The following is a 12377-nucleotide window of genomic DNA, read 5'->3' as shown; positions in this document are numbered from 1 at the left end:
TGGACTTACTTTGCAGAGTGAATCGCTACATCTGCCCGGCTTTTTGCTGCAGATACCTCCATAAAAAAACCCGGCCGAAGCCAGGTCTTTGATTAAACAGTTTAGATGAACCGTGTGCGGATTAGTTCAGTTTCAGCTTCTGGAAATCCAGTTGGCCTGCATCTGCCGTAATCACAATGGTATCTCCCGGCTGGAAGTCACCGGCCAGAATTTTCTGCGCCAGATTATTTTCTACCTGTTGCTGGATGGCACGTTTTAATGGACGCGCACCGTAAACTGGGTCAAAACCGGCTTCAATCAGCTGGTCAAAGGCAGAATCATCTACCGTTAACTTGATATCGCGGTCGGCCAGACGGGCACGTAAACGGTCCAGCTGGATATCGGCAATACCACGAATCTGCGCTTTTTCCAGGGCATGGAATACTACCAGCTCATCAATACGGTTGATAAACTCCGGACGGAAATGCTCAGACACGGCCGCCATCACTACATTGCGTACATCGTCACGGCTTGGATTATCGCCCAGTTCACGCACATCGCTTGAACCCAGGTTCGAGGTCATTACAATCACGGTGTTTTTAAAGTCCACCACACGGCCCTGCGAGTCGGTCAAGCGACCATCATCCAGCACCTGCAGCAAGATGTTAAATACATCCGGATGGGCTTTCTCCACCTCATCAAACAGCACCACGCTATATGGTTTACGGCGTACGGCTTCGGTTAATACCCCGCCTTCTTCATAGCCGACATAGCCCGGAGGCGCACCGACCAGACGACTGACTGAATGTTTTTCCATAAATTCGGACATATCAATCCGGATCATGGCGTCATCGCTGTCAAACAGGAAGTTGGCCAAGGCTTTGGTTAACTCGGTCTTACCGACACCGGTTGGACCCAGGAACAGGAAAGAACCACTTGGACGGTTCGGATCCGACAACCCGGCACGTGAACGGCGCACCGCATTGGATACCGCAATCACCGCTTCATCCTGCCCTACCACACGCTGATGCAGGAAGCTTTCCATTTGCAGCAGTTTTTCACGCTCGCCTTGCAGCATTTTCGCAACCGGAATACCGGTGGCTGCGCTGACCACTTCCGCAATTTCGTTATCGGTGACTTTATTGCGCAATAACTTCGGTTCTTCTTTCTCTTCCACCAGCTCATCTTGGGCCAGCTGTTTTTCCAGTTCCGGAATCACGCCATATTGCAGACGCGACATCTCGCCCAGATCATTTTCACGCTGTGCTTTTTGCAAGGCAATACGCGCCTGATCCAGCTGCGCCTGAATCTGCTTAGTGCCTTCGACCAGAGTTTTTTCAGACTTCCACACTTCTTCCAGATCGTTATAGTCTTTTTGGACGTCTTCGATCTGTTTTTCCAGATGACTGACTTCTGCACGGCTGCCGGCATCTTCATCTTTTTTCACAGCTTCAAGTTGCAGCTTTAACTGAATCAGACGGCGTTCCAGCTTATCCAGCGCTTCCGGTTTAGAGTCCAGCTCCATCTTGATGCGCGATGCTGCTTCATCAATCAGGTCAATGGCTTTATCGGGCAACTGACGGTCAGTGATATAACGATGTGACATTTTCGCTGCAGCAATAATCGCCGAGTCGAGAATTTTCACCCCGTGGTGGACTTCATAACGCTCTTTCAGACCACGTAAAATGGCAATGGTGTCTTCGACACTTGGCTCATCGACCAGCACTTTCTGGAAACGGCGCTCAAGGGCGGCATCTTTTTCAATGTACTGACGATATTCATCGAGCGTGGTTGCCCCCACGCAGCGTAATTCACCGCGTGCCAGCGCCGGTTTCAGCATGTTGCCGGCATCCATCGCGCCATCACCTTTACCTGCGCCAACCAGGGTATGCAACTCATCAATAAACAGGATGATTTCGCCTTCATGCTTGGCCAGATCTTTCAGGACCGCTTTTAAACGCTCCTCAAACTCGCCGCGATATTTGGCACCGGCCAGCAATGAACCCAAGTCCAGCGATAACACGCGTTTGCCTTTTAAGCTTTCTGGCACTTCACCATTCACAATACGCTGTGCCAGACCTTCTACAATTGCGGTTTTACCGACCCCAGGCTCACCAATCAGTACCGGGTTATTTTTGGTCCGACGTGACAAGACCTGTACGGTACGGCGGATTTCATCATCACGGCCAATCACCGGATCGAGCTTGCCAGCCAGCGCACGTTCGGTTAAATCTACAGTGTATTTATTGAGTGAATCACGTTGATCTTCATGATTATTACTCATCACTTTTTCATCACCTCGAATTTTTAAAATCACCTGACGCAGACTGTCTGCGCTGACACCGATACTGTTCAATAAGCTTTTAGTGGCCCCAACTTCGCTCAGGCCCAGTAATACCCAGTCGGTAGACAGGAATTCATCGCCCGCTTTCTGGGCATAGCTATCGGCCAGGTTTAAGGCTTTAACCGCTTCCGGACTTAAATTAATGTCGCCAGTCGGATTGGCTAGCGTTGGCGCATCATTCAGTGCCTGTTGCAATTTGCTCTGCAAATCACGCAACTGAGCGCCGGCCTGCTGTAACAAGCTGACATTGGATGCTTCTTCTAACAGGGTGGCCAAGACATGAATGCCGTCAATAGCGGTATGGTCTTTGCCCATCGCCAGCGATTGCGCATCGGAGAGAGCTTGCTGTAAGCGATTTGTAAATTTTTCAAAACGCATTCTTGTTATTCCTCACAACAATTTTTTCACTTGAAACATATATGGGAGTACTTTTGGCGATTTCAAATGATTTTTCATATATTTTTCAAAGTATTATTTTAATGCAACAGATATAACTCAATTATAATATTGGTCTGTGACCGGTCAATTTCAAGTTAGCATCAGGATTATTTTTATACAGTAATGCAGCTGCGACCTATGTAACAGGAAACACATATTTTGAGAGCTCTGCCCATTGCGGCCAATTTTTTGCGAGGTCTAAAACAATGGAAAAATAAAAAAGCCGGTAATTAACCGACTTTCTACATGACTTTACAGTCATGATTATTCTGCTTCGATAATCTCGAAATCGTGGCTAATTTCAACACCACCATCTGACAGCATTTTGCTGGCTGAACAGTATTTTTCTGCGGATAATTCAACTGCCTTGGCGACCTGCTTTTCCTTGACTGCCTTGCCTGTCACCACAAAGTGCAGATGAATTTTGGTGAACACCGCCGGAATCGAATCGGCACGTTCTGCTTTCAGCTGACAAACCACACCAGTCACCTCCTGACGTGATTTCTTTAAAATGGTCACAATATCAAACGATGCACAACCACCAAGTCCCATTAAAATGAGCTCCATGGGACGTGGTCCACGGTTTTCTCCACCATACTCGGCAGAACCATCCATCACCACGCTATGGCCACTTTCCGATTTTGCTTCAAAAGCAACATTCTCTAGCCAATGAACACTCGTTTGCATTGCAAGTCCTTCAAAAAAACTATAAATTTACAAGGTGCCTGTACACTAACATAATTTGAGTTGATAAGGAATTTCATCTCTACTGTGTGACAAGTTCATACTAGGTCTTGTGCGATCTATTATTTATCCATTTTCGGAACCGTTAGCATGACTTCAAACTTTTCACAATTAAGCACCGATGCCCTGTCTCCTGGTCAATTACCAGATTCAGTCAAGGCATTATTAAAACGTGCATATATCAACCGTTATCCGAAACGGACCACAATTGTTGATGCGGGGTCTGAATCAAAATCACTTTATTTGATTCTGAAAGGATCTGTTTCCATCATTCTTCGTGAAGATAATGATCGCGAAATTGTTGTGGCGTATTTGAATCCGGGTGACTTCTTTGGGGAAATGGGTCTATTCGAAGCAAATCCACAACGTACTGCAGAAGTACGCACACGTGACGTTTGTGAAATTGCAGAAGTGACTTATGAAAACTTCCACGAGCTCAGCAAGCAATATCCAGATTTAAGCTATGCGGTATTTGCCCAGCTGGTGCGCCGTTTAAAAAATACCACACGTAAAGTGACTGATCTGGCCTTCATTGATGTTTCAGGCCGTATTGCGCGTTGTCTGATTGACCTGTCTGCGCAGCCTGAAGCCATGATTTTGCCAAATGGCCGTCAAATCCGTATTACCCGTCAGGAAATTGGCCGTATTGTGGGCTGTTCACGTGAAATGGTCGGCCGTGTTCTGAAAACCCTGGAAGAACAAGGCATGATCGAAACTGATGGTAAAGCTATTCTGATTTTTGATGCCTCTTTAGAACAGAACGATGCAGCAGATGAACAGTTTGATGATGAATAAGTTTTAAACTGCAGCATGCTTAAGGCAAATCTTCGGATTTGCCTTTTTTTGTGCCTGTCCGCTATGTGAAAAATATTTACAAACTAACCTAAAATATTGATTTAACAGTCTGCCTGCGATGGTTTAGCCTAGTCCCTATTCGCTTGATGATATTTTGAATAAGGACATCTTATGCAGTTCAATCCCCTTGCTGATACCGGTATTTTATTGCCTGAAATCTGTCTAGGCACCATGACCTTTGGTGAACAGAATACCCAGGATGAAGCCTTTGCCCAGCTGGATTATGCGCTGGAACGTGGCCTGTATTTCTGGGATACCGCCGAAATGTATCCGGTGCCACCGAAACCAGAAACTCAAGGTGCCACCGAAGTCATGATTGGCAACTGGCTCAAGACGCGCGGTGGACGGGACAAGCTGTTTTTGGCCTCAAAAATTGCCGGACCGGCTCAAGGCGGCAGCCATATTCGTGATGGTCAAACCCGTTACAACGCTACCGATATTCGCACTGCCCTGGATGGCAACCTGAAACGCCTGCAAACCGACTATATTGACTTATACCAACTGCACTGGCCACAGCGCCCGACCAACTTCTTTGGCAAACTGGGTTATGGCAATGCCGAAGCCCATGCACAGCAGCATGTCACCGACCTTGAGGAAACCCTGACTGCCTTGCAGCAGGAAATCCAGAACGGCCGGATTCGCTATATTGGCCTCTCCAATGAAACCCCATGGGGCACCATGAAGTTTTTGCATCTGGCGGAAAAACTCGGTTTAAGCAAATTTGTCAGCGTACAAACCCCCTATAACCTGCTGAATCGTACTTATGAAATTGGCATGTCGGAAATTGCCAAATATGAAGGCGTCGGCTTACTGGCTTACTCTCCTCTGGCCTTTGGTTATTTAACCGGGAAATTCCGGCATGGTGCCCGTCCGGCCAATGCGCGTGTTACCCTGTATTCACGCTTTAGCCGCTATAGCAATCCAGAAAGTGAATGGGCCACTGAACAATATGCGCAACTGGCCGAGCAACATGGCCTCAGCTTAACCCAATTGGCTTTGGCGTTTATTAAGCAACAGTTCTTTGTCACCAGTACCATTATTGGCGCGACTTCACTGGAGCAGCTAAAAGAAAATATCGATGCCTTTGACGTCAATCTGTCCGATGACATTTTACAAGGTATTGAAGCGATTCAACGTCAGCAGCCTAACCCAGCGCCTTGATGGCTTTCAATCAAATTCCATCAACCTCATGCATAAAAAAATGCCTCATCATATGAGGCATTTTTAAATCCATTTTAAACCCAGAAGCTTAACGACGGTTCTGGTTATAAATGGCCTGAGCAGCCGGCAAGTTCTCACGCATCGCTGCAATACGCTGGCTGTTCGATGGGTGAGTTGAAAGGAACGATGCCCCGCCACCACCTTCTAAGCGGTTCATTTTTTCCCATAAGGTAATTGCCGCTTGCGGGTTATAGCCACCACGCGCCATCAGCATTAAACCGCCTTCATCGGCACGGCTTTCCAGATTACGTGAATATGGCAAGCCCACACCCACCTGTGCACCCAATTGTGCCGCTGCAGCGCCTAACTGGCCAACGTTACTGCCTGCAGCGCTTAAACCGATATTTAAAGCCAGATTGGTCAGTGCCTGCGCGCCAATCTTACTCTTGGCATGTTCTTCTAAAGCATGCACCATTTCATGGCCCATAATCGCAGCAATTTCGGCATCAGTCAGGTTCAGTTTGTTGACGATACCAGTATAGAACACCACTTTACCGCCGGGCGCGACAAAGGCATTAATCTGGTCAGATTTTAATACTGCCAGCTGCCAGCTAAATGGCTGACCAGTCTGGTTCATCTGGTTGGCAACCGGTGTTAAACGCTGGAACACCGTGTTAATACGTTTATAGGTACTTGAACTGGTGTCCAGCTGCCCCTTGTTACGCGCATCTTGCACCATCTGGCTATAACTTTGCGCCGCGGTTGCATTTAGGGTTGCGGTATCTGCACCGGCCATATCGGCCACGGTGGTACAGCCTGAAAAAGTGATTGCACTTGCGGCACAAAAACTCAATACCAATTTTTTGTTCATTATAATAATCTCCGCCATTCGGCTATACACATACTCATAAATTATATGAAATCATTTCAATGCTTTAAATCTGAAATGGCTTCATAATCATATCATTTATGTAAATAATGGCAGTGCTGTGTAAACTGTAGCTACATCAGCGGCAACGAGCGGAATACGGCCTTAATAGGCAAACTGATAGAAAATCCAGAATACCAGACAGAAAATATTCAGGCCCAGATACATCTGCGAAACCACTTCCATTTTCTCTTCCAGTGCCGGATTTTTACGTTTATAGAATAAATAGGCGTTTTGGATCAGTACCAGCGGCACCAAAATACAGGCAAAAATCACACTCAGACCAATAAAGGCCTGATACATAATATTCGGATCATGCTTTTGTAACAGAATCAGCAACATCGCAATGGTCGGTGCACCGCCCATGGCAAATAATAACGAATAGAAAATGGTGCTTGAAATATTTTTATGCATCCTGCCTGACCCAATGTTTTTGCTGTGTTTTATTCTAGCAAGCACCATCTGCATAAACAGTGCTGATGTGTGCAACTTTAGTCTTGAATTACTTCTCAGCGCGGTAATACTGCATTGCTTCCGGCATCATCTGCTGTAACGCGGCAATACGATCATTATTGCTGGGATGGGTCGACATAAACTTGGCAATAGCGCTATTTCCACGGGCATCGTTGGCATTCATTTTCTGCCAGAGCGTAATGGCTGCATTCGGATCATAACCGGCTTTGGCCATTAACAGTAAACCGCCTTTGTCGGCGCGGCTTTCCAGATTACGCGAATAAGGCAACCCTACCCCAAACTGACTGCCCAAATCCAGCAGTAAACCACCATAACCGCCTACCGACTGGCCCACATATTGCGAGCCAATACTAACCGCCAGATTGGTCAGGGTCTGGGCACCAATTTTACTTTTGGCATGTTCTTCTAGCGCATGCACCATTTCATGGCCCATGATCGCCGCGACTTCATTGTCGGTCAGTTTCAGATTTTCAACAATGCCGGTATAGAACACCACTTTGCCACCCGGAGCCACATAGGCATTAATTTCAGGTGACTTAATCACCGCCACCTGCCACTCAAAGGTCTGCCCGGTCTGGTTCATCTGATCGGCATAGGGCTTCATCTTTAAAAACACGCGATTAACCTTCTTATAGGTGGCAGAACGGGTATCTAGCACCTTTTTCTGCTCGGCTTCCTGCAACATTTGCTGATAGCTCTGGCTGGCGTTTAAGTTTAAAGTCGCTGAATCTGCCCCGGCCAGTTCTGCCACAGTGGCGCAGCCCGTCAAATGCGCTGCCAGTACAATTCCAATGGCTAAGTTCTTATATTTCATAACATTCTCTAATTGTTCGAAAGTGCTTAGCACTATAAACAAAATCAGGAAATTCTCAAGATGGCGCAGTATTTTTCTCGGCCAAAAATAAAAAACCCTGTGCAGGCACAGGGTTTTCTCATTTCAGCTTAAACGATTAAGCTTCAAACGGATGGCGCAGAATAATGGTTTCTGCACGGTCTGGACCGGTTGAAATGATGTCGATTGGACATTCAATTAACTGCTCAAGACGCTTGATGTAGTTGATTGCATTTTCAGGCAATTGTTCAACACTGGTCGCCCCCACAGTTGACTCAGACCAGCCTGGCATGGTTTCGTAAATTGGCTTCAAGTTTTCATAAGCCAGCGCGTCAGAAGAACCGACACAACCTGAATCGGTGTTTTCATAGCCAACACAGATTTTAATTTCTTCTAAACCATCCAATACGTCTAACTTGGTCAGGCAGATTCCAGACAGTGAGTTGACATCGACTGAACGGCGCAGGATTTCTGCATCGAACCAGCCACAACGACGTTGACGGCCAGTAGATGCACCAAACTCGTGACCCACGGTACCCAGGTGTTTACCAATTGCATCACCCACGTCATTTGCCGCATCGTAGACCAGTTCAGTTGGGAACGGACCAGCACCCACACGTGTGGTGTAGGCTTTAGTAATACCCAGCACATAGTCAAGATGCAATGGACCCAAACCTGAACCTGAGCTTACGCCGCCCGCAGTAGTGTTTGAAGAAGTCACATACGGATAAGTACCGTGGTCAACATCCAGCAATGAACCTTGCGCACCTTCAAACATAATGTTGTCACCGTTTTTACGGTAATTATGAATTTCAGTGGTTACATCAACCACTAATGGTGCAATCACTTCGCGCCATTGGTCACACAGCGCAATCACGTCATCCAGTTTAACTTCTTCAACACCGTAGTATTGAGTTAACTGGAAGTTGTGGTAATCCAGCAATTCAGCCAGTTGCGCACGTAATGCGTCACCGCCACGTACCAGGTCAGCCACACGTACTGCACGGCGCGCCACTTTATCTTCGTAGGCAGGACCAATACCACGACCAGTAGTACCAATTTTGGCATTACCACGTTTTTTCTCACGTGCCTGATCCAGCGCAATGTGGTTCGGAAGAATTAATGGACAGTTTGGAGAAATACGTAAACGTTCTTTAACTGGCACGCCTTCCTGTTCAAGAATGGTCATTTCCTTGATCAGCGCTTCAGGTGAAAGCACCACACCGTTACCAATTAAGCACAGTACGTTTTCACGTAAAATACCAGATGGAATGAGGTGTAATACAGTTTTCTTACCACCAACCACGAGAGTATGACCTGCGTTGTGTCCGCCTTGATAACGTACTACCGCAGCCGCTTGATCTGTGAGCAGGTCGACGATTTTACCTTTACCTTCGTCGCCCCATTGGGTACCAAGTACCACAACATTCTTGCCCATAATAGCCTCATTACATCATGCTGTTAAAATTGAAAACCAGGCGCATGTGACATGAACACATGCGCTGGCGATTAAATTTTTTCGACCGTCCACTCACCGTTACGATTCACCAGCTGGTGAGTTGCATACGGTACAGAGCTTAAATCATCCTGACCCAATAACTGAATTACACTTAAGCCTTGGGTACGGATGGCCTGAATTGCAGCCAATAAATCTGCCTGATTGCCCTTTGGTGCAACCACCACCGATTTTGCTTCGAAACGACCGGCGCTGAGCGCATATAAGTCGCAAGAGAAACCGGTTGCCGGACGGGCACGACCAAAATGCTGGCCAATACCATCATAACGGCCGCCTTGAGCCAGTGGTGCCGCACGGTTTGGTGCATAAACGGCATACATTAAACCGGTATGGTAGTGATACGAACGCAGCTCTACCACATCAATCCCGATATGCAGATTTGGCCAGCGTGCCTGAATTTCTGCCTGGGTGGTTTTTACCGCATCAAAGGCATGTTTGAATTCCACATTGGCCAGCACATCGGCGCTTAAATGGGCTTCCAGTGCATCCAGATCACTGGCAAAACGGCCCAGCGCATAGAAATCTGAACCAAAGGCTAAATCCTGGGTAAAGTCCGCCAGTTCTGGCAAGGCTTTACGCTGATATAAATCGGACAGTTGACGCTCAGTGGCTTTGTTCAGACCGGCTTTTTGCACCAGACTGCGGAACAGCCCCACATGGCCTAAATCCAGGTGGATACCATCGGCCAGACCAGCTTCCTGAATCAGGCTGATCATCAGGTCAACCATTTCCACATCGGCATCAATACTGTCGGAACCGAACAGTTCGGCACCCAGTTGCAGAGGTGCACGGGTGGTATTAAAGCCCTGTGGCTTGGTATGCAAAACCGTACCAGCGTAGCAATAACGCGCCACACCATCTACCGGATGCACATGCGCATCAATACGCGCCACCTGTGGTGTCATATCGGCACGCACGCCAAGCAGACGACCAGACAGCTGGTCAATCACCTTGAACGTGGCCAGGTCTAAATCTTGATTCGATTCTGAAAGAGAAGAGAGAGATTCGATATATTCAATAAATGGCGTGTACACCAACTGATAACCTCGAGATGCGAGGAAATCCAGTGAATTACGGCGCAATGTTTCGATGACTTGCGCTTGTTCTGGTAATACATCAGCTACACCATCAGGTAATAACCATGTCTCTGAAATGGGCATGTTGTAAACCTAAATTCTTGTCTGCGCGGAACAAATCCGCATAAAAAAATCGGGAGCACACCCGATTTCTCCTAGTTTAGCACGATCAAATGGGCTGTGCATCGCAAATTTGATAATTTTCTCTGTCTGATCAATTCCATTGCAATCCTGCCCGACTGGAGCTGTCGTTTCGAGAGTAAAAGCTGTTTTTGCGGAAGAAGATAAAGGAGCTGGACACATCCCAAACTCATCATCTTTTTTTCAGGGCAGATGAAAATCATCTTCCCTCTGCCCTGCGTCCATCTGCTTAAACCTGCGTCCATCTGCTTAAAAAAGACTTATTTGACTTTATTCGGATCCAGCACTTGAGTAATTAAATTGACCAGCTCGACGTTCTGGGTTTCCAACTGGTGAATACGCTGCGCCGATTTATCCAGTGCTTCCTGCTGCACGTGCATTTTCTTGGCCAGATCCTGCATGATCTCTAAAGTCTTTTTCAGATTTTCTTCCAGACTGATGACTTTGTTTTCGAGCTGATGATTATCGCTTTGGCGATTCAAATGATCATGCTGGTTTTTAAACTGCAGCCAGATCAGAAAAATCACCGCTACGGCCAACAGTAAAATAAATCCCCAAAGTAGAATAAACATCATGTGTAGTGCTCGACTTATTTGTTTTGTTTTATCTTAACGAAAAATATAGCAAAAAGGCGAAAAATCGCCTCCGACCTGTCAATGCCCGGCTGTGAGCGTGTTTCACCCGGTTAGACCACCGCCCTGCAGTCCAAGCTTAGGCAAAGATTTGATAGATAGAAATTAATGCGCCTGATGGGCAAAAGATTCACATAAATCCAGTAAACGGTTGGCATAGCCCCATTCATTGTCATACCAGGCAAAGACTTTGGCCTGATGCCCGACCACCATGGTCTGGGTAAGATCGACAATTAAAGAATACGGCGAATGGTTAAAGTCACTCGATACCAGCGGCTCATCGGTGACCTGCATAATTTCGGCATAATCCTGCTGCGCGGCTTTCACCAGCACTTCATTCAGCTTATGTACGGTAATGGGTGACTGGGAAATAAAGCTGACATCAATGGCAGCGACATTAATGGTGGGCACCCGAATTGAATAGCCATCAATACGGTTTTCCATTTTGGGCATCACCTGTTTTAAGGCGCCTAAAGCACTTGAGGTGGTCGGAATAATATTCTGACCCGATGCACGTGCACGGCGTAAATCACGGTGCGCATGATCCAGCACCGACTGGTCGGCCGTCACGGCATGAATTTCGGTCATCAGCGCGGTTTCAATGCCAAAGGCATCATCCACAATTTTAACCAACGGCACCAAGGCCTGAGTGGTACAGGAAACACTGGAAATAATCTGGTCTGAGGCTTTGACCTCATGATGATTGACCCCGTAAACAATGGCGGCATCAACCGTGTCAAACGGTGCTGCGCCAATAATCACCCGTTTGGCACCGGCATGAATATGCTGGGTTGCGGCTTCACGCGAACGGAACAGGCCGGTACATTCCAGCACCACATCAATATTTAACTGCTGCCATGGCAACTGTGCCGGCTGTGGCTGGCTCAGCACCTGAACTTTCAGCTTGGCCTCACCCGATTGTATGCACAGATAAATCTGTTCCTGTTCCAGCTGGATTTCTACCTGCCCCGGAAAACGGCCATGGGTTGAATCGTATTTAAACAGATGTAGTAGCGTGGCAACATCGGCAACGTCATTAATCGCGACAATATCAAAATGAAATTCTTTAGGATTTTCAAACCAGGCACGCAGTACATTTCGCCCAATTCGCCCAAAGCCATTAATCGCCACTCGTTGCATCCGTATTCCTTCAAACTGCACATCAATCTTGTCTGTGCTTATGTTAAAGGATTTCCGCCAGACACGGCGAATAATTCCTGCCAAACTCAGCAATTAATTTAAACCTGTCCAATATTT

Annotated in this window: 11 protein-coding genes; 2 read left to right on the top strand and 9 right to left on the bottom strand. The window is 47.1% G+C overall.

Features of this window, described 5'->3' with window-relative positions; translation table 11 throughout:
• Positions 1-121: 121 nt before the first annotated feature.
• Both clpB and FTU55_RS01415 read right to left on the bottom strand, forming a co-directional pair.
• Positions 122-2701 (bottom strand): ATP-dependent chaperone ClpB, encoded by a 2580-nt coding sequence (gene clpB / locus FTU55_RS01420; protein ID WP_005177034.1) that lies wholly within the window; start codon positions 2699-2701, stop codon positions 122-124.
• Between the two features lie 324 nt (positions 2702-3025).
• Entirely contained in the window at positions 3026-3448 is a 423-nt protein-coding gene (locus FTU55_RS01415) for an OsmC family protein (protein ID WP_180045938.1), read from the bottom strand.
• Between the two features lie 147 nt (positions 3449-3595).
• Between FTU55_RS01415 and crp the strand changes: the two genes are divergently transcribed.
• Positions 3596-4300, top strand: a complete 705-nt coding sequence (gene crp / locus FTU55_RS01410; protein WP_168398835.1) for a cAMP-activated global transcriptional regulator CRP — start codon at positions 3596-3598, stop codon at positions 4298-4300.
• A gap of 171 nt (positions 4301-4471) precedes the next feature.
• Positions 4472-5521 carry an NADP(H)-dependent aldo-keto reductase gene (locus FTU55_RS01405; RefSeq protein WP_180045936.1) on the top strand — a complete coding sequence of 350 codons (1050 nt, stop codon included), beginning with the start codon at positions 4472-4474 and terminating at the stop codon, positions 5519-5521.
• Between the two features lie 88 nt (positions 5522-5609).
• Here the strand turns inward: FTU55_RS01405 and FTU55_RS01400 are convergent, their stop codons facing one another.
• The 7 genes from FTU55_RS01400 to FTU55_RS01370 all read right to left on the bottom strand — a co-directional run bounded on the left by FTU55_RS01400 (position 5610) and on the right by FTU55_RS01370 (position 12260).
• Entirely contained in the window at positions 5610-6392 is a 783-nt protein-coding gene (locus tag FTU55_RS01400) for a M48 family metallopeptidase (protein WP_005177027.1), read from the bottom strand.
• A gap of 162 nt (positions 6393-6554) precedes the next feature.
• Positions 6555-6863 (bottom strand): hypothetical protein, encoded by a 309-nt coding sequence (locus FTU55_RS01395; RefSeq protein WP_005177024.1) that lies wholly within the window; start codon positions 6861-6863, stop codon positions 6555-6557.
• An 88-nt stretch (positions 6864-6951) separates the two neighbouring features.
• Complete coding sequence (locus tag FTU55_RS01390) at positions 6952-7737, bottom strand: M48 family metallopeptidase (protein ID WP_180045935.1); 786 nt, start codon at positions 7735-7737, stop codon at positions 6952-6954.
• A 136-nt stretch (positions 7738-7873) separates the two neighbouring features.
• The gene (locus FTU55_RS01385) at positions 7874-9193 is read right to left on the bottom strand and encodes an adenylosuccinate synthase (protein ID WP_005177019.1); all 1320 of its coding nucleotides are present in this window, start codon (positions 9191-9193) and stop codon (positions 7874-7876) included.
• A gap of 71 nt (positions 9194-9264) precedes the next feature.
• Positions 9265-10431: an ATP phosphoribosyltransferase regulatory subunit gene (locus FTU55_RS01380; RefSeq protein ID WP_180045933.1), complete on the bottom strand. Its 1167-nt coding sequence runs from the start codon at positions 10429-10431 to the stop codon at positions 9265-9267.
• Positions 10432-10748: 317 nt separating this feature from the next.
• Complete coding sequence (locus FTU55_RS01375; protein WP_005177014.1) at positions 10749-11063, bottom strand: hypothetical protein; 315 nt, start codon at positions 11061-11063, stop codon at positions 10749-10751.
• A 162-nt stretch (positions 11064-11225) separates the two neighbouring features.
• Entirely contained in the window at positions 11226-12260 is a 1035-nt protein-coding gene (locus tag FTU55_RS01370; protein ID WP_075166664.1) for a type I glyceraldehyde-3-phosphate dehydrogenase, read from the bottom strand.
• Positions 12261-12377 lie beyond the last annotated feature (117 nt).

This window comes from Acinetobacter sp. YH12117, assembly GCF_013418865.1.
GTDB lineage: Bacteria > Pseudomonadota > Gammaproteobacteria > Pseudomonadales > Moraxellaceae > Acinetobacter > Acinetobacter indicus.
This window is presented reverse-complemented; position numbering and strand designations above follow the sequence as displayed.